Origin of the sequence: Enterobacter cloacae complex sp. EB5, from assembly GCF_031432835.1 — a bacterium.
GTDB lineage: Bacteria > Pseudomonadota > Gammaproteobacteria > Enterobacterales > Enterobacteriaceae > Enterobacter > Enterobacter hormaechei_C.
On record NZ_CP133860.1, the window covers coordinates 1,051,550 to 1,074,050 of the forward strand.

General features: G+C 54.2%; 22 protein-coding genes and 1 tRNA gene. 7 read left to right on the forward strand and 16 right to left on the reverse strand.

Annotation, left to right across the window (positions count from 1 at the left end; all coding sequences use genetic code 11):
- The first annotated feature begins 190 nt into the window (after positions 1-190).
- Complete coding sequence (gene pepD, locus RHN82_RS05120) at positions 191-1,648, forward strand: cytosol nonspecific dipeptidase (protein ID WP_047052445.1); 1,458 nt, start codon at positions 191-193, stop codon at positions 1,646-1,648.
- Between the two features lie 55 nt (positions 1,649-1,703).
- Here the strand turns inward: pepD and dinB are convergent, their stop codons facing one another.
- The 8 genes from dinB to RHN82_RS05160 form a co-directional block, all read right to left on the reverse strand.
- A complete protein-coding gene (gene dinB / locus RHN82_RS05125) occupies positions 1,704-2,762 on the reverse strand; it encodes a DNA polymerase IV (protein ID WP_047052444.1) in 1,059 nt (352 codons plus the stop codon).
- 106 nt (positions 2,763-2,868) lie between these two features.
- Complete coding sequence (gene nqrM, locus RHN82_RS05130) at positions 2,869-3,069, reverse strand: (Na+)-NQR maturation NqrM (protein ID WP_047052443.1); 201 nt, start codon at positions 3,067-3,069, stop codon at positions 2,869-2,871.
- A gap of 2 nt (positions 3,070-3,071) precedes the next feature.
- Positions 3,072-4,295, reverse strand: a complete 1,224-nt coding sequence (nqrF, locus tag RHN82_RS05135) for an NADH:ubiquinone reductase (Na(+)-transporting) subunit F (RefSeq protein WP_047052442.1) — start codon at positions 4,293-4,295, stop codon at positions 3,072-3,074.
- Between the two features lie 10 nt (positions 4,296-4,305).
- The gene (nqrE, locus tag RHN82_RS05140; RefSeq protein ID WP_003863217.1) at positions 4,306-4,902 is read right to left on the reverse strand and encodes an NADH:ubiquinone reductase (Na(+)-transporting) subunit E; all 597 of its coding nucleotides are present in this window, start codon (positions 4,900-4,902) and stop codon (positions 4,306-4,308) included.
- Between the two features lie 6 nt (positions 4,903-4,908).
- A complete protein-coding gene (locus RHN82_RS05145; RefSeq protein ID WP_003863219.1) occupies positions 4,909-5,547 on the reverse strand; it encodes an NADH:ubiquinone reductase (Na(+)-transporting) subunit D in 639 nt (212 codons plus the stop codon).
- On the reverse strand, positions 5,540-6,334 hold the full coding sequence (locus tag RHN82_RS05150) for a Na(+)-translocating NADH-quinone reductase subunit C (RefSeq protein WP_047052441.1): 795 nt from the start codon (positions 6,332-6,334) through the stop codon (positions 5,540-5,542). The genes RHN82_RS05145 and RHN82_RS05150 overlap by 8 nt, the downstream gene beginning before the upstream one ends.
- Positions 6,327-7,562, reverse strand: coding sequence for an NADH:ubiquinone reductase (Na(+)-transporting) subunit B (locus RHN82_RS05155; protein WP_047052440.1), 1,236 nt, complete (start codon positions 7,560-7,562; stop codon positions 6,327-6,329). Before RHN82_RS05155 ends, RHN82_RS05150 begins: the two co-directional genes overlap by 8 nt.
- 2 nt (positions 7,563-7,564) lie before the next feature.
- Positions 7,565-8,908, reverse strand: a complete 1,344-nt coding sequence (locus tag RHN82_RS05160) for a Na(+)-translocating NADH-quinone reductase subunit A (protein ID WP_032652651.1) — start codon at positions 8,906-8,908, stop codon at positions 7,565-7,567.
- A 300-nt stretch (positions 8,909-9,208) separates the two neighbouring features.
- Here RHN82_RS05160 and dpaA point away from each other — a divergent pair, with 300 nt between their 5' ends.
- The gene (dpaA, locus tag RHN82_RS05165; protein ID WP_047052439.1) at positions 9,209-9,949 is read left to right on the forward strand and encodes a peptidoglycan meso-diaminopimelic acid protein amidase; all 741 of its coding nucleotides are present in this window, start codon (positions 9,209-9,211) and stop codon (positions 9,947-9,949) included.
- On the opposite strand, the gene RHN82_RS05170 is transcribed toward dpaA, so the two are convergent.
- Together RHN82_RS05170 and lpcA are read right to left on the reverse strand one after the other, a co-directional pair.
- Positions 9,920-10,687, reverse strand: coding sequence for a class II glutamine amidotransferase (locus tag RHN82_RS05170; RefSeq protein ID WP_017383120.1), 768 nt, complete (start codon positions 10,685-10,687; stop codon positions 9,920-9,922). The two genes, dpaA and RHN82_RS05170, sit on opposite strands and share 30 nt — an antisense overlap.
- Before the next feature lie 48 nt (positions 10,688-10,735).
- Positions 10,736-11,314, reverse strand: a complete 579-nt coding sequence (gene lpcA, locus RHN82_RS05175) for a D-sedoheptulose 7-phosphate isomerase (RefSeq protein WP_003863232.1) — start codon at positions 11,312-11,314, stop codon at positions 10,736-10,738.
- A 239-nt stretch (positions 11,315-11,553) separates the two neighbouring features.
- Here lpcA and fadE point away from each other — a divergent pair, with 239 nt between their 5' ends.
- Together fadE and RHN82_RS05185 are read left to right on the forward strand one after the other, a co-directional pair.
- Positions 11,554-13,998, forward strand: a complete 2,445-nt coding sequence (fadE, locus tag RHN82_RS05180) for an acyl-CoA dehydrogenase FadE (RefSeq protein ID WP_047052438.1) — start codon at positions 11,554-11,556, stop codon at positions 13,996-13,998.
- Between the two features lie 107 nt (positions 13,999-14,105).
- Positions 14,106-14,876, forward strand: a complete 771-nt coding sequence (locus RHN82_RS05185) for an amidohydrolase (RefSeq protein WP_047052437.1) — start codon at positions 14,106-14,108, stop codon at positions 14,874-14,876.
- Between the two features lie 100 nt (positions 14,877-14,976).
- Here the strand turns inward: RHN82_RS05185 and RHN82_RS05190 are convergent.
- Together RHN82_RS05190 and dnaQ are read right to left on the reverse strand one after the other, a co-directional pair.
- Positions 14,977-15,053 (reverse strand) — tRNA-Asp (locus RHN82_RS05190).
- Between the two features lie 132 nt (positions 15,054-15,185).
- Entirely contained in the window at positions 15,186-15,917 is a 732-nt protein-coding gene (gene dnaQ, locus RHN82_RS05195) for a DNA polymerase III subunit epsilon (protein ID WP_003863237.1), read from the reverse strand.
- Between dnaQ and rnhA the strand changes: the two genes are divergently transcribed.
- Positions 15,871-16,449, forward strand: a complete 579-nt coding sequence (gene rnhA, locus RHN82_RS05200) for a ribonuclease HI (RefSeq protein ID WP_160840538.1) — start codon at positions 15,871-15,873, stop codon at positions 16,447-16,449. The genes dnaQ and rnhA overlap by 47 nt on opposite strands.
- Here rnhA and RHN82_RS05205 read toward each other — a convergent pair whose 3' ends face one another.
- A complete protein-coding gene (locus RHN82_RS05205; protein ID WP_017383714.1) occupies positions 16,450-17,166 on the reverse strand; it encodes a class I SAM-dependent methyltransferase in 717 nt (238 codons plus the stop codon).
- A gap of 32 nt (positions 17,167-17,198) precedes the next feature.
- Between RHN82_RS05205 and gloB the strand changes: the two genes are divergently transcribed.
- Together gloB and mltD are read left to right on the forward strand one after the other, a co-directional pair.
- Positions 17,199-17,957, forward strand: a complete 759-nt coding sequence (gloB, locus tag RHN82_RS05210) for a hydroxyacylglutathione hydrolase (protein ID WP_047052436.1) — start codon at positions 17,199-17,201, stop codon at positions 17,955-17,957.
- A gap of 68 nt (positions 17,958-18,025) precedes the next feature.
- Positions 18,026-19,390 (forward strand): murein transglycosylase D, encoded by a 1,365-nt coding sequence (mltD, locus tag RHN82_RS05215; protein WP_047052435.1) that lies wholly within the window; start codon positions 18,026-18,028, stop codon positions 19,388-19,390.
- 52 nt (positions 19,391-19,442) lie between these two features.
- Here mltD and RHN82_RS05220 read toward each other — a convergent pair whose 3' ends face one another.
- From RHN82_RS05220 to RHN82_RS05230, 3 genes are all read right to left on the reverse strand, one after another.
- Entirely contained in the window at positions 19,443-20,216 is a 774-nt protein-coding gene (locus tag RHN82_RS05220) for a class I SAM-dependent methyltransferase (protein ID WP_047052434.1), read from the reverse strand.
- A gap of 77 nt (positions 20,217-20,293) precedes the next feature.
- Positions 20,294-21,094: an endonuclease/exonuclease/phosphatase family protein gene (locus tag RHN82_RS05225; protein ID WP_032621812.1), complete on the reverse strand. Its 801-nt coding sequence runs from the start codon at positions 21,092-21,094 to the stop codon at positions 20,294-20,296.
- Positions 21,095-21,231: 137 nt separating this feature from the next.
- Positions 21,232-22,407 (reverse strand): MFS transporter, encoded by a 1,176-nt coding sequence (locus RHN82_RS05230; protein WP_047052433.1) that lies wholly within the window; start codon positions 22,405-22,407, stop codon positions 21,232-21,234.
- Positions 22,408-22,501: the final 94 nt, after the last annotated feature.

Below are 22,501 nucleotides of genomic sequence, written 5' to 3' on the forward strand. Positions count from 1 at the left end.
AGAGATCTGACGCACTAAAAACCAGTGTTACGCGCCATGAGCCTGAGTTTTTACATGCTTAATGCTACCAGCCACGGGAGAAAGTGGTATTCTCAGTTGCATCTCGCAAGCCTGACTTGTGGTAACAATCAACCTGCTAACCCTGTGACCTGCAACATTGTTTTGCAGCGCATCGACAAGGAGACCTATCGTGTCTGAACTGTCTCAATTATCTCCACAGCCGCTGTGGGATATTTTTGCCAAAATCTGCTCCATTCCGCACCCTTCCTATCACGAAGAACAGCTTGCCGAACATATTATGGGTTGGGCGAAGGAAAAAGGTCTGCACGCTGAGCGCGACCAGGTTGGCAATATTCTTATCCGCAAACCTGCCACCGCAGGTATGGAAAACCGTAAGCCAGTGGTATTGCAGGCGCACCTGGACATGGTTCCGCAGAAAAACAACGACACCGTTCACGACTTCACAAAAGACCCGATTCAGCCGTACATCGACGGCGAGTGGGTGAAGGCGCGCGGCACGACCCTGGGCGCAGATAACGGCATTGGTATGGCTTCCGCGCTGGCCGTGCTGGCTGACGACAGCGTTGAACACGGTCCGCTGGAAGTGCTGCTGACCATGACTGAAGAAGCGGGCATGGATGGCGCGTTCGGTCTTCAGGCAAACTGGCTGCAAGCGGACATTCTGATCAACACCGACTCCGAAGAAGAGGGTGAGATCTACATGGGCTGCGCGGGCGGGATCGATTTCATCTCTACCCTGCCGCTGTCCCGCGAAGCGATCCCTGCCGGATTCGAGACCTTTAAGCTGACGCTGAAAGGGCTGAAAGGCGGTCACTCCGGCGGTGATATTCACCTGGGCCTGGGCAACGCCAACAAACTGCTGGCGCGTTTCCTGGCGGGCCATGCCGCTGAACTGGATCTGCGCCTAGTGGACTTCAACGGCGGTACTCTGCGTAACGCGATCCCTCGCGAAGCCTTCGCTACCGTGGCGGTATCTGCGGCGAAAGCGGACGAACTGAAAAAACTCTCCAGCGTGTATCTGGAGATCCTGAAAAACGAACTGTCTGCAAAAGAGAAAAACCTGACGGTGGTGCTGGAGTCCGTTACGACGGATAAAGTCGCGCTGACCGCACAGTCTCGTGACACGTTCGTCCAGCTGCTGAACGCAACGCCAAACGGCGTGATCCGCAACTCTGACGTGGCGAAAGGCGTGGTGGAAACCTCCCTGAACGTGGGCGTGGTGACCATGGGTGACGACAGCGCAGAGATCATCTGCCTGATCCGTTCCCTGATCGACAGCGGTAAAGAGTACGTTGTGAGTATGCTGGAATCTCTGGGTACCCTGGCGGGCGCGAAAACGTCTGCAAAAGGCAGCTACCCGGGCTGGCAGCCGGATGCAAGTTCTCCGGTCATGGCACTGGTGCGTGAAACTTATCAGCGACTGTTCAACAGCACCCCGAACATTCAGGTTATTCACGCGGGTCTGGAGTGTGGTCTGTTCAAGAAACCGTATCCGGATATGGACATGGTCTCCATCGGGCCAACCATCACCGGGCCACACTCCCCGGATGAGCAGGTTCACATTGAAAGCGTCGGTCACTACTGGACGCTGCTGACTGAGCTGCTGAAAGCAATTCCTGTTAAGTAATTCGTCGTCTGTTGCCCGGTGGCGCTACGCTTGCCGGGCCTACGATTAGCGCAATCTACAGTCCCAACACCAGCTGACGTTCCAGCTGCGGATCCAGCAAGGTGACGTGCAGCCCCACCAGCCTCACCCCTCGTCCGCCCCGCCGTTCTTCCCATGCCTTTTTTGCCGTCGCGATAAGATCCTCTTTGTTGAGGCGTGGCCAGACGTGCTCCTGCGTCGTCTGCTGAAAATCGTTAAATTTCAGTTTGATGCCCTGTCGGGCAATAAGCAGATCCGGTTTGACCTTCAGTAAGCGTCGTTCAAGCTCAGGATAAAGCTGTTCCGTAATAATGGTTTCACACTCGGTCCAGTCATGGATGTCTTCGCTGAGCGTGCGTTCAACGCCGACCGATTTACGCAGCCGTTCGTTGTTCACATCCCGGTCATCAATGCCCTGACTGCGTTCCCACAGTACGCGGCCAAACTTGCCAAAACGCTTAAGCAGCAGCGCCAGATCGCTGCGCTGAACGTCTTCGCAGGTGCGTAGCCCCATACTTTCCAGCTTCGCGGCGGAAACTTTACCCACGCCGGGGATTTTGCTGAGCGGCAGCGTCTTTAAAAACGCCGGAACCTCTTCCGGAGTGATAACGTACTGGCCGTTGGGCTTATTTAAATCGGAGGCGATTTTGGCGAGAAACTTTACCGGCGCGACGCCTGCCGACGCCGTCAGGTTCAGCTCGATAAAAATAGTCTGGCGAATCTCCTGCGCCATCAGGGTGGCGGAGCCGTGGCAGTGCACGCTGTGGGTGACATCCAGATAGGCTTCATCCAGCGATAACGGTTCAATCAGTGAGGTGTAGCGGGAGAAGATCTCCCGAATGTGGCTCGATGCTTCTTTATAGGCATCAAAACGTCCGGGCAAAAGAGTGAGATGCGGGCACAGTTTCAGCGCCATCGCTGTCGGCATGGCGCTGCGCACGCCGTATTTGCGAGCAGGATAGTTGGCGGTGCTGATGACACCGCGCTGAACCCGGCTGCCGCCAATGGCGATGGGAATATCCCGCAGCGCCGGGTTGTCACGCATCTCCACTGCGGCAAAAAAGCAGTCCATATCGACATGGATTATTTTGCGCATAGTAAGCCCTCACTCATTACTGGATAAGTATACAGTAAACAAATGAGGGTTGAGAAGGGTGCGCAGGAATTGTCGGGTGGCGGGGTGCCTTACCCGACCTGGAAAACTAAATAATGCGTTGCTGCTCGCGAGCTATCCGCTTTTTCCGCGCATCGCACGGTTCCGGACAATCGCACACTTTTTCCATTCCGATGGAAGAGATGCCTCCGCAACTGCCCTGAATGCTTTTACGCTTGATGATCCAGCCTAAGGACATGCCGAAGATCACCAGCACAAACACCGCAAAGGTCGCCAGAAAAGTCAGCATAATCAGCCTCCGAAATCATCGAGCATGATGTTCTCATCTTCCACGCCAAGATCTTTTAGCATCTTAATCACGGCGGCGTTCATCATTGGCGGACCACACATATAAAACTCGCAGTCTTCCGGTGCCGGGTGCTGTTTGAGGTAATTTTCATACAGCACGTTGTGGATGAAGCCCGTATAGCCTGTCCAGTTATCTTCCGGCTGCGGATCGGATAGCGCCACATGGAAGGTAAAGTTAGGGTTATCACGCGCCAGTTGTTCAAACTCATCGTCATAGAACATTTCGCGCAGTGAACGCGCCCCGTACCAGAAGCTGATTTTGCGCTTGCTGCCAAGCCGTTTGAGCTGGTCAAAAATATGCGAACGCATCGGCGCCATCCCCGCACCGCCGCCGATAAAGACCATCTCCGCATCGGTATCTTTGGCAAAGAATTCGCCGAACGGGCCGGAAATCGTCACTTTGTCGCCAGGCTTGAGGGACCAGATATACGACGACATGACGCCAGGGGGGGCATCAGGCACATTCGGTGGCGGCGTGGCGATACGCACGTTGAGCATAATAATACCCTTCTCTTCCGGATAGTTAGCCATGGAATAGGCGCGAAGCGCGGGCTCTTTTACCTCGGAAACAAAGCGGAAGAGGTTAAATTTATCCCAGTCTGCCCGGTACTCCTCGGGCACGTCGATGTCAGCATACGCAACGGTGTGTGCCGGACATTCAATCTGGATATACCCACCCGCACGGAACGGGACGCTCTCCCCTTCAGGGACACGCAGCTTGAGCTCTTTGATGAACGTGGCTTTGTTATCGTTAGAGATAACTTCGCACTCCCATTTTTTCACGCCGAAGATCTCCTCCGGCAGCTCAATCTTCATGTTCTGGCGCACAGCGACCTGGCACGCCAGACGGCAGCCCTCTTTCGCTTCACGCTTCGTGATATGCGACAGTTCCGTTGGCAGAATATCACCGCCACCCTCTTTCACCGTCACACGACACTGTCCACAGGAGCCACCGCCGCCACAGGCAGACGAGACAAAAATCCCGTTGCCGGAGAGCGTGTTAAGCAGCTTATCCCCTGCCGGGGTACGGATCTGATTCTGCGGATCATCATTAATATCAATGATCACATCCCCGGAATTGACCAGTTTCGCACGCGCCGCCAGGATCAGCCCTGACAGCACCAGTACTATCAGCGTGAACATCACCACGCCAAGAATAATTTCCATCAGTTAGCCCTTATAGCTGCACACCGGAGAAGGACATAAAGCCCAACGCCATCAGGCCGGTGGTGATAAAGGTGATCCCTAAGCCACGAAGCCCCGCAGGTACGTTGGCATATTTCATTTTTTCGCGGATCCCCGCCATGGTGACAATCGCCAGCATCCAGCCGATACCGGAACCGAAACCATACACAACCGATTCACTGAAGTTGTAATCGCGCTGAACCATAAACGAGACGCCACCGAAGATGGCGCAGTTCACGGCGATCAGCGGCAGGAAGATCCCCAGCGCGTTGTACAGCGATGGGAAGTATTTATCGAGGATCATCTCCAGGATCTGAACAAGCGCCGCAATCACTCCGATAAAGGTGATGAAGTTCAGGAAGCTAAGATCAACCCCCTCCACCAGCGCGCCATCACGCAGCACGAAGTTGAAGACCAGGTTGTTAATCGGAACGGAAAGCCCCAGCACAACGGTAACTGCCACGCCCAGACCAAATGCCGTCGATACCTTTTTAGAAACGGCAAGGAACGTACACATGCCCAGGAAGAAAGCGAGCGCCATGTTTTCAACAAACACCGCGCGCACAAATAAACTCAGGTAATGAGCCATTGTCGGTTACTCCTTTTCCTGCTGTTCAGGCTTCAACGTACGAATTAACCAGATCAGCAAACCGATAATGAAAAATGCGCTTGGGGCCAGCAGGAACAGGCCGTTCGGCAGATACCAGCCGCCGTTCTGTACCGTATCCAGCACCGGGATGCCAAATAGCTTGCCGCTGCCAATAAGTTCGCGCAGGAAACCAACCGTCAACAGGATCACGCCGTAACCCAGACCGTTGCCGATACCGTCCATAAAGCTCGCCAGCGGTGGCATTTTCATCGCATAGGCTTCAGCACGCCCCATCACGATGCAGTTGGTGATTATCAGGCCGACAAACACCGAAAGCTGTTTCGAGGTTTCATAGGCGAAGGCGCGCAGGAGCTGATCGACCACGATCACTAGCGAGGCGATGATCGCCATCTGCACGATGATCCTCACGCTGTTGGGTATGTGGTGGCGGATCATTGAGATAAACATGCTGGAGAACGCTGTCACCAGCGTTACCGCCAGCGTCATGACCACCGCCGTTTCCAGCTTGGTGGTCACCGCCAGCGCCGAGCACACCCCCAGCACCTGAAGCGTGATCGGGTTATTGGCTAACAGTGGGCCAATCAGCACCTTTTTAACTTCTTTCAGTTCACCCGTATCAGCCATTATTCAGCGCTCCTTCACGTACATTCTTCAGGAAGGGACCAAAGCCCAGTTCACCCATCCAGAAATCAAAGCTATGCTGCACACCGTTAGAGGTGAGCGTGGCGCCGGAAAGACCATCAACGGCAAATTCATCGCCGGGACGCGCGCCCCCTTTCACCACCTTCAGCGCAGGCTGACCGTTGTCATCGAGCACTTTTTTACCAACAAACTGTGCCCGCCAGTTAGGGTTCTCAACTTCACCCCCCAGCCCTGGTGTTTCGCCCTGATCGTAATAAGTAATGCCTTTGACCGTGCGGCCATCAGTATCCAGCGCCACAAAGGCGTACATCATTGACCATAAACCGTTGCCATAGATGGGCAATACGATTTCCTGGATGCGCTTTTGCTCGTCACGGACGAGGTAAATCTCCGCGACATTGCTGCGGCGCTTAATGCCTGCCGGATCCTGCGAGGCGTCAAGCGTGGTGCTCATCTGCGGATCTTTTAGCGCCAGCGCCTGGTTATATTTCGCCGGGTCTTTATCCATTAACTCCCCGGTTTTTATATCCACCAGCCGTGCGGTAATACGTTCGGCAAACACCGCTGCGACGTCATCCTTCGTCATGCCTTCCTGCATCAGCCCGGCCACGGCCAGGATGTTACGCTGTTTATCCAGCGCTCGTTGCTCCTGCTGTAGCGGCTTTAACCCTACGGCAGAACCGGCTACCACGATGGAACAGACCAGACACAGTACCAGCACCACCAGCAGCGTTTTGCTGATGCTGTCGTTATTTTTGATCTCAGCCACGCGCCTTCCTCCGCTTAATGTTGGCGCGCACGACCAGGTAGTCGAACAGCGGCGCAAACAGATTGGCAAACAGAATGGCCAACATCATCCCTTCCGGATAGGCCGGGTTGACCACGCGAATCAGTACACACATCACCCCAATGAGCGCGCCGTAACACCATTTACCTCTGTCGGTAAACGAAGCCGAGACCGGATCGGTGGCCATGAACATCATGCCAAACGCAAAGCCTCCCAGCACAAGGTGCCAGTACCACGGCATGGAGAACATCGGGTTTGTGTCTGAACCAATGAAGTTGAAAAGCGTGGCGGTGAGTACCATCCCGAGCATGACGCCAGCGACAATGCGCCAGGACGCCACGCGGCCAAAGAGGATGATGGCCCCGCCGATCAAAATCATCAGGGTAGACACTTCACCGATGGAGCCTGGAATATTGCCGATAAACGCATCAAACCAGGTGACAGGCTGTCCGGTTGCATTGTTGACCAGCGTTTCGCCGCCGCCTGCCGCCCACTGTGAAAGTGGCGTCGCGCCGGAGAATCCGTCTGCTGCCGTCCACACCAGGTCGCCCGAGATTTGCGCCGGATAAGCAAAGAACAGGAACGCGCGCCCTGCCAGTGCCGGGTTGAGGAAGTTGCGTCCGGTCCCGCCGAAGATCTCCTTAGCAATCACCACGCCAAAGCTGATCCCCATCGCCGCCTGCCAGAGCGGCAGCGTTGGCGGAACAATCAGCGCAAACAGAATAGAGGTAACAAAGAAGCCCTCGTTGATCTCATGTTTGCGAATAATGGCGAACAGCACCTCCCAGAAACCGCCCACGATAAAGACAGTCATATAGATGGGGAGGAAGAAGACAGCGCCCAGCGTCATCATGCTGATCCAGCCGGCATCTGCCGCAAAGTTCACCCCCAGCGACTGCGCCAGACGATAGTGCCAGTCAGACTGAATCACCTGCGCCAGCTGCTCTGCATCGTACATATGGTGCAGCGCCGGAATAGTTTGCAACCCAACGTTATACATCCCCCAGAACATGGCCGGGAAGACCGCAAACCAGACCAGAATCATCATTCGCTTGAGGTCGATGGCGTCGCGAACGTGCGCCGCGCCTTTCGTTACCAGACCCGGCGTGTAGAAAATGGTCGTTGTCGCTTCATACAGCGGGTAATACTTTTTGAGCTTCCCTTCGCTAAAGTGCGGCTCAATTTTTTCAAAGAGGTGTTTTAAGCCCATGGTTATCCTTCCTGCTCAATGCGGGTTAACACCTCGCGCAATACGGGTCCATATTCGTATTTACCTGGACACACATAGGTACACAGCGCCAGATCTTCTTCGTCCAGCTCCAGACAGCCCAGCGCCTGGGCACCGTCGGTATCGCCAGCCAGGAGATCGCGCAGCAGCACGGTCGGCAGAATATCCAGCGGCATCACGCGTTCGTAGTTGCCAATCGGAACCATGGCGCGCTCACCGCCGTTGGTGCTGGTGGAGAAGTTAAACAGCTTACGACGCAGGAAGTGGCCGAGCGTGGTGCGGGTTACCGAGTATTTTTCAGCACCAGGCAGTACCCAGCCGAACAGCTCTTTCTCGCGTCCTTCAAGTACTACGCTCACCTGAAGATGGAAACGGCCCAGCCAGGCCATCGGGCCTGTCGCGTGCCTGCCGCTCAGCACCGAACCGGAAATAATGCGGTTTTCACCCTCTTTCGTTTCGCCAGCCAACAGCGCCGTCAGGTCTGCCCCAAGCAGCGTGCGAACCAGACGCGGTTGGGTTGCCTGAGGGCCGCCGATGGCAATAATGCGTTCTGCGCACAGCTCACCCGTGGTGAACAGCTTACCGATAGCGATCACGTCCTGATAATTAAGATGCCAGACCTGTTTCGTCAGGCTTACCGGCTCCAGGAAATGAATATGCGTTCCCACCAGTCCGGCCGGATGCGGGCCGGAAAATTCATTAAAGGCTACCTGCCCTTGCGGATGACCGCCCAGCTTACCGCCGCTGGCCTGGCAGACATGCACTTTGCCCGGCGTCAGGCGCGTTAACACGGTGAGGCCGGCATCGAAAGCTTTGCGTTCCGCGAGGATAAGAGGCTGCGGATCTGCGCTGAGCGGGTTGGTGTCGATGGCCGTGACGAAGATAGCGGCTGGCACAGTGCCTGGCACGGGCGTTTTGCTATAGGGCCGCGTGCGAAGCGCCGTCCACAGTCCTGACTCCAGTAGTTGCGTCTGCACCGCGTCGTGGCTGAGGGTAGCGAGATCGGCGGCGTCAAAACGCGCAAATTCGCGTTTCTCATCGCCTTCAATTTGAATAACTACCGATTGCAGAACGCGACGCTCACCACGATGGATGGCGACAACGGTGCCGCTGGCTGGGGCTGTAAACATAACGCCAGGATTTTTTTTATCCTCGAAGAGCGCCTGGCCTTTTATTACGCGATCGCCTTCCTGTACCAGCATCGCGGGACGCATGCCCACGTAATCATCACCTACAATGGCGACATGATGAATACTGGCGCCGGTGGTGACGTGCTGTTCAGGCACGCCAGAGATTGGCAGATCGAGTCCTTTTCTGATTCTAAACATGTGGTTAGCAGGTATCCATGAACAACAATCCAGAGAGGCCGGAGTGTACCATTTTCGGCCCTGCCAGGGGCAGCAAATCCGCCGTCTGGCGCGCCGAAATGCGAGCTATTGCGCAAAGTTCCTGGAGTCAGGACAATGTGAATGGGTTATAAAGTAAAACTAATTTGTAAACGCAAAGGTTGGCTCTTGCGAAAATCTCCATCGGTGCTAATGTGAGCGCTCCTGTCCAGATTAGTCTGATTTCGGGTGTCTTTTGCCGTTCTGGCAAGTTGGTCATTGTTTTATCAAGGAACCAGTAGTATGCGTAAAATCGCATTGTTCATTGCGATGCTTCTGATACCGTGCATGTCGTTTGCCGGGCTGCTTGGCAGTAATAGTTCAACGACGCCGGTCAGCAAAGAGTATAAACAGCAGTTGATGGGATCCCCGGTTTATATTCAAATCTTCAAGGAAGAGCGCACACTCGATCTGTTTGTCAAAATGGGCGAGACGTATCAGCTGCTCGATAGCTACAAAATCTGTAACTATTCTGGCGGGCTGGGGCCGAAACAGCGCCAGGGTGACTTCAAAAGTCCGGAAGGGTTTTACAACGTTCAGCGTAACCAGCTAAAACCGGACAGCCGCTTCTATAAAGCGATTAACATCGGTTTCCCCAATGCCTTCGACCGTGCGCACGGTTACGAAGGGAAATACCTGATGATCCACGGTGCCTGCGTGTCTGTCGGTTGTTATGCGATGACGGATTCCGGCATTGATGAAATCTTCCAGTTTGTCACGGGCGCACTGGTCTTCGGTCAGCCGAATGTTCAGGTCAGCATCTATCCGTTCCGTATGACGGATGCGAACATGGCGCGCCATAAGTACTCTGTTTACACAGATTTCTGGAAACAGCTAAAACCGGGCTTTGACTACTTCGAGCAGACCCATAAGCCGCCGGTGGTGTCCATCGTCAATGGCCGTTACGTGGTGAGTAAACCGCTCAGCCATGAAGTGGTTCAGCCGCAGCTGGCGTCAAATTACGCGGTCCCCGAGACAAAATAGCGCCCACTCGCCTGGCATGATCTTTTGCCAGGTTTCGTTGCCCGTCAGCGGCTGCGTTGCAATGACAGTGACCACATCGTTCGGTGTGGTCTCCTTCTGAAAATCAATTTCCACATCCTGATCGAGCAGCGTGGCGACGCCAAACGGCGCACGTCGGGTGATCCAGAACAGATTCGTCGAGCAGAACGCCATCACGTAGCGCCCGTCAGACAGCAGCATATTAAAGACGCCCTTCTCGCGTAACTCAGACGCCAGTGACGCTATGTACTTAAAAACGGCGGTCATGTTGCCGGGCGTACGGGGGTAGCGCTCGGTCAGCTTGTGCAGCAGCCAGCAAAATGCTTTTTCGCTGTCCGTTTCACCGACAGGACGAAAATTGCCGGTTTCCAGTGATTTATAGCCCGAGAGCTGCCCGTTGTGCGCATAGGTCCAGTTACGGCCCCACAGTTCACGGGTAAACGGATGGGTATTTTCCAGCGCCACTTCGCCGCGATTTGCCTGGCGGATATGGGCGATCACCGAACAGGATTTAATAGGATAGTCCTGCACCAGTCTGGCAATGGGTGAGTTAAAGCTGGGTTGTGGATCTTTAAACGTGCGACATCCTTTGCCTTCGTAGAAGGTAATGCCCCAGCCGTCTTTATGCGGCCCGGTTCCTCCACCGCGCTGAACCAGCCCGGTGAAACTAAAGCAGATATCGGTTGGCACATTGGCGCTCATCCCGAGCAGTTCGCACATAGATCACCTCCACAACAGCGGGGGGCACCGGCGCCCCCCAGCGAAGTCTTACTTAACCATCTCTTTTTCGATCAGCTGGATCAGGATGTGGATCACTTTGATGTGAATTTCCTGAACGCGATCCGCATAACCGAAGTGTGGAACACGGATTTCAATGTCCGCTGTACCGTCCATCTTACCGCCATCTTTCCCGGTCAGGGTGATCACTTTCATGCCCTTCTCACGCGCGGCGGCGATCGCTTTGATCACGTTAGCGGAGTTACCGGACGTAGAGATACCCAGCAGCACGTCGCCTTCACGGCCTACGGCTTCAACGTAGCGGGAAAAGATGTGATCGTAACCGAAGTCGTTGCCTACACAGGAGATGTGGCTCACGTCGGAAATCGCAATCGCCGGGTAGCCCGGACGGTTTTCACGATAGCGCCCGGTCAGCTCTTCGGCGAAGTGCATGGCGTCACAGTGGGAACCGCCGTTACCGCAGGAGAGCACTTTGCCGCCGGCTTTGAAGCTGTCGGCAAGCAGGACCGCCGCGCGCTGAATAGCGTGAATATTGGCATCATCTTTCAGAAAGTTCGCCAGCGTTTCCGCCGCTTCGTTCAGTTCGTTACGAATAAGATCCTGGTACATGAGGATAATCCTTCAGTATTGATGAAATAACACAGTGGAGTGTACCGGATAGCAGTAAAAGCGAGAAGCTAAAGCCATGCGAATCGTCCGGCGTTTTGATTTTTTGTGCCGGCTAAAACGCGAACAATGTGAACCAGGTTGTAATTATTTTGTAAACGCATTGCTAAAGGAAATAACATCAACTACAACCATATCATCACAAGTGGTCAGACCTCCTACAAGCAAGGGAGCTTTTCTTTATGATGATTTTGAGCATTCTCGCAACCGTTGTACTGCTCGGTGTGTTGTTCTATCACCGTGTCAGTTTATTCCTGAGTAGCCTGATTCTTCTGGCCTGGACGGCTGCACTTGGCGTCGCAGGTCTCTGGAATATCTGGCTTTTAGTCCCTCTTGCCATCATTCTTCTGCCGTTTAATCTGACGCCGATGCGTAAGTCGATGATCTCCGCGCCGGTGTTCAGGGGATTCCGTAAAGTGATGCCGCCGATGTCGCGCACAGAGAAAGAAGCGATTGACGCCGGTACGACCTGGTGGGAAGGCGATCTGTTCCAGGGCAACCCGGACTGGAAAAAGCTTCACAACTATCCGCAGCCGCGTCTGACCGCCGAAGAACAGGCCTTTATTGATGGTCCGGTAGAAGAAGCGTGCCGCATGGCAAACGACTTTGCCATCACTCACGAAATGGCCGACCTGCCGCCTGAGCTGTGGGCATACCTGAAAGAGCATCGCTTCTTCGCGATGATCATTAAGAAAGAGTATGGCGGTCTGGAATTCTCCGCTTACGCTCAGGCTCGCGTGCTGCAAAAACTGGCGGGTGTCTCCGGGATCCTGGCAATCACCGTTGGCGTGCCAAACTCCTTAGGCCCGGGCGAACTGTTACAGCATTACGGTACAGAAGAGCAGAAAGATCACTACCTGCCGCGTCTGGCGCGTGGTCAGGAAATTCCGTGCTTCGCGCTGACCAGCCCGGAAGCTGGCTCCGATGCGGGCGCGATTCCGGATACCGGCGTGGTTTGCATGGGCGAGTGGCAGGGCCAGCAGGTGCTGGGCATGCGCCTGACCTGGAACAAACGTTATATCACCCTCGCGCCTATCGCTACGGTGCTGGGCCTGGCCTTTAAGCTCTCTGACCCTGAAAGACTGCTGGGCGGTGAAGAAGAGCTGGGTATTACCTGTGCGCTGATCCCAACCTCAACACCGGGCGTTGAAATTGGTCGCCGTCACTTCCCGCTGAACGTACCCTTCCAGAACGGTCCTACCCGCGGTCAGGATATCTTTGTCCCGATTGATTACATCATCGGTGGCCCGAAAATGGCCGGTCAGGGCTGGCGTATGCTGGTGGAATGTCTGTCTGTGGGCCGCGGCATTACCCTGCCGTCGAACTCAACCGGCGGTCTGAAATCGGTGGCGATGGGGATTGGGGCTTACGCGCATATCCGCCGTCAGTTCAAAATCTCCATCGGCAAGATGGAAGGTATCGAAGAGCCGCTGGCGCGTATTGCGGGCAATGCCTACGTGATGGACGCCGCAGCCTCGCTGATTACCTACGGCATTATGCTGGGCGAAAAACCCGCCGTGCTGTCGGCAATTGTGAAGTACCACTGTACCCACCGCGCACAGCAGTCAATTATTGATGCAATGGATATCGCAGGCGGTAAAGGTATCATGCTCGGCGAAGGCAACTTCCTGGCGCGCGGCTATCAGGGTGCGCCGATTGCCATCACCGTGGAAGGGGCAAACATCCTGACCCGCAGCATGATGATCTTCGGCCAGGGTGCGATTCGCTGCCATCCGTACGTGCTGGAAGAGATGGCTGCCGCGCAGAATAATGATGTGGATGCCTTCGACAAGCTGCTGTTCAAACATATCGGTCACGTCGGCAGTAACAAGGTGCGCAGCTTCTGGCTCGGCCTGACGCGCGGGCTGACCAGCGCGACGCCAACCGGCGATGCGACCAAACGTTACTACCAGCACCTGAACCGTCTGAGCGCCAACCTGGCCCTGCTGTCTGACGTCTCAATGGCCGTCCTGGGCGGTAGCCTGAAGCGTCGCGAACGTATCTCCGCCCGTCTGGGTGATGTGCTGAGCCAGATCTTCCTGGCCTCTGCGGTGCTGAAACGCTACGACGATGAAGGCCGTCAGGAAGCGGATCTGCCGCTGGTACACTGGGGCGTGCAGGATGCGATGTATCAGGCCGAACAGGCAATTGACGATCTGCTGGCGAACTTCCCGAACCGCTTCGTAGCGGGTGCCCTGCGCGTCGTGATCTTCCCGACCGGTCGTCATCACCTGGCGCCGTCCGACAAGCTGGATCACAAGGTAGCGAAGATCCTCCAGGTACCGAGCGCAACCCGCTCTCGTATTGGTCGGGGTCAATATCTGGCGCCTACCCCGCATAACCCGGCAGGTTTGCTGGAAGAGGCGCTGCTTGACGTGATGGCCGCCGACCCGATTCACCAGAAGATCTGCAAACAGCTGGGCAAAAACCTGCCGTTTACACGACTGGATGAGCTGGCAAAACAGGCGCTGGCGGGTGGCATTATCGACAACAGCGAAGCTGCGATTCTGGTGAAAGCCGAAGAGAGCCGTCTGCGCAGTATTAATGTGGATGATTTCGAACCTGAAGAGCTGGCGACACAGCCGGTAAAGCTGCCAGAGAAGCACCGCAAACCTGAAGCGGCATAAGGCCTTTTGCTCCCACAAACCCCGCCTTGCGCGGGGTTTTTTATTGCCACATTTTCTGGTAATGACGTGCTACAGTGTCAAAAAGTGTTTATTAAGGAGCCTGTATCGTGCCTGGTTTAAAGATTTCTGTTTTGCAGCAACCTTTAGTGTGGATGGACGGCCCCGCCAACCTTCGCCATTTTGATCGCCAGCTGGAAGAGATTACCGGACGCGATGTGATTGTCCTGCCGGAGATGTTCACCACAGGTTTCGCGATGGAGGCAGCAAAACAGTCCATGCCGCAGGACGAGGTGGTGGCCTGGATGCACGCCAGGGCGCAGGAAACAAACGCGCTGATTGCCGGTAGCGTCGCACTCCAGACCGGGCGCGGACCGGTCAACCGCTTCCTGCTGGTCGAGCCGGAAGGAAACGTCCATTTCTACGATAAGCGCCACCTGTTCCGCATGGCGGATGAACATCAACATTATGAAGCCGGAAGCGAACGCGTAGTATTTGAATGGCGCGGCTGGCGTATTCTGCCGCTGGTCTGCTATGACCTGCGCTTCCCGGTGTGGTCGCGCAACCGCAACGATTATGACCTGGCGTTGTACGTCGCCAACTGGCCCGCCCCACGCTCGCTGCACTGGCAGGCTTTACTGACCGCGCGCGCGATTGAAAATCAGGCTTATGTCGTTGGCTGTAACCGCGTAGGAACGGACGGCAACGGGCATCACTATCGCGGTGACAGCCGGGTGATCAGTCCGCAGGGTGAGATTATTGCCACCGCCGAGCCGCATCAGGCAACACGAATTGACGCTGAGATCTCGTTAACGGCGTTAAAGGAGTATCGGGAGAAGTTTCCGGCCTGGCAGGATGCAGACCCGTTTACGATCGGATAAACGCAACCCGCGATGTTACCCTGGCTTATCGCCTTGCGTAACATCAGGGAAAAGCAGAAATGAAAAAGGCCCACGTTATAAATAACGTGGGCCTGAATAGTGGCGGAACGGACGGGACTCGAACCCGCGACCCCCTGCGTGACAGGCAGGTATTCTAACCGACTGAACTACCGCTCCACTATTCCCGTTTGGGGAACGAGGCGAATATTACGGTTTGCCTCTGAACTCGTCAACGCTTTTTCTCAGGTTTTGAATCGTTTGCTGCAAAATTCACCCAAACGGTGATTTAACAAACGTTTCGGCACATTTTCACGTGCGCCACAAACAGCTTCCGCCCTTCTTCTGCACTAAATCGAGACGAGATTCATGGTTCATCAGTTCTTCATCACTGGCTAAAACAACCCGCAGGCGATTCGCCTGACGCACAATGCGCTGAATTCCCCCTTCATCCCGCGTCTGCTGGGATTCATTTTCCATACTGAATTTCATCGACGTTTGCCCGCCGGTCATGGTCAGGTAGACATCGGCCAGGATCTGGGCATCGAGCAATGCGCCGTGCAGCGTTCGCTTGGTGTTGTCTATCTCATAGCGAGAGCACAGGGCATCAAGGCTGTTACGCTTGCCGGGGAACATCTTCCTTGCCAGCGCCAGGCTATCCGTGACTTTACAGAACGTATTCGTCTTTGGAATATCGCGGTTGAGCTTGCTGAACTCATAGTCCATAAAGCCGATATCGAACGACGCGTTGTGAATGACAAGTTCCGCACCTCTGATGTAGTCGAGAAATTCATCTGCGACGTCGGCAAAGGTGGGCTTATCCAGCAAAAACTCATCGGCAATGCCGTGAACGCCGAACGCTTCCGGGTCCACCAGCCGATCGGGTTTGAGGTAAACGTGGAAGTTGTTGCCCGTAAGACGACGGTTCACCACTTCAACGGCACCAATCTCAATGATTTTGTGCCCTTCGTAGTGAGCGCCAATCTGGTTCATACCGGTGGTTTCGGTATCAAGAACAATCTGGCGAGTAATTGCAGTGCTCATAGCGGTCATTTATGTCAGACTTATCGTTTTACTGAACGTTTCAAATACAGGAAGTCTACCAGAGATGCGTAAACAGGTAGAAATTTTCACCGATGGATCTTGTCTCGGTAACCCAGGGCCCGGCGGCTATGGCGCCATTATGCGCTATCGCCAGCATGAAAAAACATTTAGTGAAGGCTATTTCCTGACCACCAACAACCGCATGGAGCTAATGGCGGCCATCGTGGCGCTGGAAGCCTTAAAAGAGCATTGTGACGTGGTGCTGAGTACCGACAGCCAGTATGTCCGCCAGGGCATTACCCAATGGATCCACAACTGGAAAAAACGGGGCTGGAAAACGGCAGAGAAAAAACCCGTCAAGAATGTCGATCTCTGGAAGCGTCTTGATGCCGCCCTCGGACAGCACGAAATCAAATGGGAGTGGGTAAAGGGGCACGCCGGTCACCCTGAAAACGAACGCTGTGACGAGCTGGCTCGCGCGGCGGCATCCAACCCGACCCATGAGGATGCAGGTTATCAACCTGAATCCTGATCACGGTTTTTTGTACTGCCGCGTGGCCCCCACGGTCTGGCGGATCCGCGTTTTTGATTTGCTTTGCTTCATCGGGTTGAGCGTAAGGGGGATCGTCCTCTTACGCGCGACAATAAATTGCATGCAGCCCAGCGCGGGTAAATGGGTGCTTAATAGGACCCCGCCTTTACGCGTCCAGGGGATGACCTGAAAACCCCCGTAGCTCAGCACTTCGAAATTTAACAGTGAAAGCCAGTCCAGCTGGCGCATCATGGTAAACATCCGGCTGTTATACGGCGGTGTGCGACGCAGAACGGGCGTCAGTTTACGTAGCCCCATCAGACTCAGCGGATTAAAACCGCTCAGGATCAGCCAGCCGTCATCAATCAAAACGCGGTCGGCCTCCCGCAGCAGACGATGGGGATCGCTGCACCAGGGCAGCGTGTGGGCGAGCAGACAGGCATCAATGGATTTTTCCGCGAACGGCAAATGCAGCGGATCCGCTTTCACCTGAACCGGGGAGCCATTAAGCGATACGCTAACCTGATGCGAGATAGCGCAGCTTTCGGTATTGATTTCTGCGCTCAGATTGCCAATCTTAAGCAGGTGAAAACCATACATTTTCGCGAGCCAGGGTTTAAGCTGAAGCTCTAAGGCCTCGCGATAATATTCACCCCAGGGCAACTCTGCCCAACGTTCCGGTGGTGCGACAGTCTGAGGTATCCTTGCCGGTTTCATCAAAACACCCGCCACGCTATAAGAGGTAATGCATGAATCTTATCAGTATTTCCGCCTTTCAGGACAATTACATCTGGGTTTTAGTCGACGACGATCGCAGATGCATCATTGTTGATCCAGGCGAATCCGCACCGATCCTGCACGCGATAAAAGAAAACGGCTGGCAGCCGGAAGCGATCCTCCTTACCCATCACCATCACGATCATGTCGGCGGTGTTCCCGATCTCCTTGCGCGCTATCCCCTTCTTCCCGTCTACGGACCGGCAGAGACACAGGATAAGGGTACGACGCAAGTTGTCGAAGAAGGCGAAAGTATCCTCATCCTCGGATGGGAGTTTTCCGTATTTGCTACGCCAGGTCACACTTCCGGTCATCTCTGTTTCTACAGCAAACCTTATCTGTTTTGTGGCGACACGCTGTTTTCCGGCGGCTGTGGAAGGCTGTTTGAAGGCACGCCAGAACAAATGTATCAATCTTTACAAAAAATTAATGCGCTTCCAGCCGACACCGTAATTTGTTGCGCACATGAGTATACATTAGGGAATATGAAGTTTGCTGCAAGCGTGCTGCCTGAGGATCGGGCGATTCAGGATTATTACCACAAAGTGAAGGAGTTACGTGCAAAAAACCAAAAAACACTCCCCGTAATTCTGAAAAATGAGCGACAAATAAATTTATTTTTAAGAACTGATGATGTTGATTTAATTAATAAAATTAATCAAGAAACAAATTTGTTACAACCTGAAGCGCGATTTGCATGGTTAAGGTCAAAGAAAGATAACTTCAGATAATTGCGGGTTGCCTTTTCAAAATTTCGCCGTTATCATCGCTCGTCTTTTAAGCAACTATTGACACACACATGAAGGCAAAAGCGATATTACTCGCCTCTGTCCTGCTTGTAGGTTGCCAGTCACAAAACGGCAGCAACGTACAACAGCACGCACAGAGCCTTTCTGCGGCTGGTCAAGGGGAAGCAGGGAAGTTTACGAGTCAGGCGCGATGGTTGGACGATGGGACATCCTTCGCGCAGGAACAAGACTTGTGGGCCTCTATTGGCGACGAGCTAAAGATGGGAATTCCGGAAAACAGCCGGATTCGCGAACAGAAACAGAAGTATTTGAGAAATAAGAGCTATCTCCACGATGTAACATTACGGGCAGAGCCGTATATGTACTGGATAGCCGGGCAAGTTAAGAAACGTAACATGCCTATGGAACTGGTACTACTACCCATAGTGGAGAGCGCTTTTGACCCGCACGCGACGTCTGGCGCCAATGCAGCAGGCATCTGGCAGATCATTCCGAGCACAGGGCGAAATTATGGTTTAAAGCAGACCCGCAACTACGATGCGCGTCGTGATGTTGTCGCTTCAACGACAGCCGCTCTCGACATGATGCAACGTCTGAACAAGATGTTTGACGGCGACTGGTTATTGACTGTCGCGGCGTATAACAGTGGTGAAGGTCGTGTACTGAAGGCAATGAAAGCGAATAAAGCGCGTGGAAAATCCACAGACTTCTGGTCGCTCTCACTGCCACAGGAAACAAAGATTTACGTACCGAAAATGCTGGCACTGAGTGACATTCTCAAGAACAGCAAACGTTACGGTGTACAACTGCCAACACCAGACGAAAGTCGTGCACTGGCGCGTGTCCGCCTCAGCAGCCCGGTTGATATTCAACAGGTTGCCGATATGACGGGTATGTCGGTAAGTAAGCTTAAAACCTTTAATGCAGGTGTTAAAGGCTCCACGTTGGGTGCAAGTGGCCCACGCTATGTGATGGTTCCGCAGAAACATGCGGAACAGTTACGAGAGTCTTTAGCTTCGGGTGAAATTGCAGCCGTTCAGTCCACGCTGATCGCTGATACGTCGCCTGTAAGCAGCCGCAGCTATAAGGTGCGTTCAGGTGATACGCTTTCAGGTATTGCATCACGTCTTGGCGTGAATGCGAAAGATCTCCAGCAGTGGAATAATCTGCGTGGATCTGGTCTGAAAGTGGGTCAAACGCTGACCGTAGGTGCAGGTAGCAGCGCACAGCGTCTCGCTAAAAACAGCGATAGCATTACCTATCGCGTACGAAAAGGCGACTCGCTGTCCAGTATTGCTAAGCGTCACGGCGTAAACATCAAAGATGTGATGCGCTGGAACAACGATACTGACAACCTGCAACCTGGCGACCAGCTGACGTTGTTTGTGAAAAACAGCGCTACGCCAGATTCCTGATAGTACGATCGCTTGTTAAAAAGGCACCGATTCCCCTCGGTGCCTTTTTTATTTATCCCACTTTTTGCGCTTCAGCCATAATGGTGTCGCTGGTAAACGAACCATCGTCATGCAGTTCAAAGTACGCCTTCACGTCAGCAGAGGCGCTCTCCTGATACAATCGGATCGCCTGAGTCAAAGCCTCCGGTGTGCGCATCCGCGCAATCCATGACGTAAACTCCAGCGGCAAACGGTCGGTTATCAATGAGCGTGAAATCAAGCCGGCTTCGGTGATAAACGTAAGCCACTCTCCACTGGAGTAGTTTTGCACGTGCGAGGTATCACGCAGCGCTTCAACCGTCTGGAGCCAGATATTTCGTACCGGATGTCCGGGAGACATCACGTCCATGATGATGAAGATTCCGCCCGGTTTGAGTACGCGTTTCACTTCCCGTAATGCCTGCCCCACATCATGCCAGTGGTGTGCAGAGTAACGGCTAATCACAACCTCAAACGACGCATCCTCAAAGGGTAAAGATTCAGCGTAGCCCTGGCGCGTCGTGACGTTATTCAGCCCTTTCGCTTTCGCCGCTTCAGCAACCACATCAAGCATCTGGCTCGATAAGTCATACGCCGTCACCTGAGCAACCTGCTGTGCGGCGGTAAAACTGGCGTGCCCCGCCCCGCAGCCTAAGTCCAGCACGTGCGCGTCAGGAAACGCGGCGAGCCGTTCGCCGAGACGTACCAGATCGCGGCCAGAGGCGTGCACGGCGCTGCTCAGGTAGGCACTTGCCTGAGAACCAAACTGTTTCTCGACGTTGTCATGATGGGAGTGTGTTGTTGTCATGTTGCTGTCCTTTTATGGGTTAAAAAAGAAAGGGCAGCACCCGCACAGGCCTGCCCCACGGCAGACCTGACGCACCATTATTTATCAGGTTTGCCGGGACTGAATTCAACTAGTAGAGGATTATGATCGGAGGCGCGCGTCACCAGAACGGAGGCGTCGTGCACGCTTAAACCCCGATAGAAGACAAAATCGAGAGGACGACCAAACGCTTTCTTGCGCTGGTCATCGTTAAAACGAACTTCACGCAGCGACATTTCACGCGCGAAGCGGTACAACGCGTTCATACGCGGACGGCTCCAGGCATTGAAGTCCCCGGCCATAATGATCGGCCCACTGTGATGAGCAATCTGATCGCCAATGGGAAGTAACTGCTTACTGTACACATCAACGCCCAGGCTGAAGTTCACCGCATGAATGTTTACCACCATCAGCAGACGGGTGTCGGGCAACGGATAGACCGTGACCAGCGCCGATTTTGCCAGACGCAGGATTGGCTCACGTTCACGCAGCGGGCAGCAATAGACCGGATGTGCGGCTGAAAGGGTCATCACCCCAGAAGGATGCTGTGGCAGTACAAAGGCTGGCACCTGATCGGCTGCAAGATAGTTTGTCGTTGCAAACCTGACCAGCTCAGGCGTGGTTTGCGCCTCCTGTAACAGAACCAGATGCGCATCTTTACCAAAATTTTGAAGTACGGATAACCACTCCGCGCGCTGTTGCTTAAAGATGTTCCACACCAGTACGCGAATTTTTTCGTCACTGCTTAATGGCGTGCCCGCTGGTAATGCCTGGCTGAGGCTCGCAAACGACCCCGGAGGCAAGATCCTCTCCGCGGGCATTCCGGCTACATAACGCATGGCATAGGTATTTTTTCGCACTTTTGGAAACGGCCTCTGTAACATGAACCAGCCCGGAAAACGGACTGGTTCTAATGTTATAGGGATTTTAGGTCACACTTTCAACGCAATTACTGAGAAACCGTTTTCCAGTTTTGTAAGCAAGCACTTACTGATACTTATCCAAGCGCGACGCGAGCGGGTTTATCAAGCCGTCCACTCAGCCCAATAAGGAAGAAAGCGACAAGCACAATTACCGCACCAATCCATGGCGTTTGGGTTAATCCAACGTGTTCAACCGTCTGCCCACCGATAACCGATCCGAGTGCGATACCGATATTGAATGCGGCGATATTCAGGCCGGATGCGACATCCACCGCATTGGGCGTATAGCGTTCGGCTTTCTGTACAACATAGACCTGCAATCCCGGTACGTTACCAAAAGCGAATATTCCCATAACCAATACCGTTACCAGCGCGGCATATTGTATCGACGCGGTGAACTGGAAAATCATCAGCAGGACAACCAGCGCGGCGAAGATAAATTTTAGCGCCGGTACCGCACCATGCTTATCTGCAAGCTTACCGCCCCAGATATTGCCGATTGCGACGGAGATACCGTAGCCCAGTAAAATCCAGCTCACTGCGCCCGGAGAAAAACCAGCCAGCTCCTGCATCATCGGTGCAAGGAAAGTGAACGCAGTGAACACACCTCCATAACCCAGCGCCGTAACGGCATAGATCAGCAGCAGGCGCGGGTGTGTCAGAACCTTAACCTGATCGCTCAGGCTGGCGCTCGCGCGTCCCGGAATACTGGAGGGCACCAGCAGCAGGCTGGCTACCAGAGCAATTACGCCCAACAGCGATACCGCGAGGAAGGTTTCTCGCCAGCCAAAATGTTGCCCAATAAACGTTCCTAACGGCACGCCGGTGACCAGCGCGACGGTTAAGCCGCCAAACATAATCGCGATGGCTGACGCCGCTTTCTCTTTTGGCACCAGGCTGGTTGCAATCGTGGAACCGATGGAGAAGAAGACACCGTGCGCGAGGCCAGTCAGCAAACGGGCAATGACCAGGGTAGTGTAGTCCGGAGCCTGCCACGCCAGAATATTGCCGGCGGTGAAGAGCACCATCAGGGCAACTAACAGTTGTTTACGTGGAAAGCGTCCAGTCAGTGCGGTCAGCACAGGCGCCCCAACAGCGACGCCTAACGCGTAAATAGATACCAGCAGCCCGGCAGAAGGCAGCGAAATGGCGAGTTGTTCAGCAATGGTGGGAACAAGTCCTACAATAACAAATTCGGTCGTGCCAATTGCGAAGGCACTGATCGTCAGGGCAAGAAGCGCCAGTGGCATAAATACTCCGTCTCTTCAGGATTAAGATGACAGGCAGTATGCGCCAGTGTTTAAATAACAAAAATGGTTAGAATCTCAATAGAATTTTGCGGAT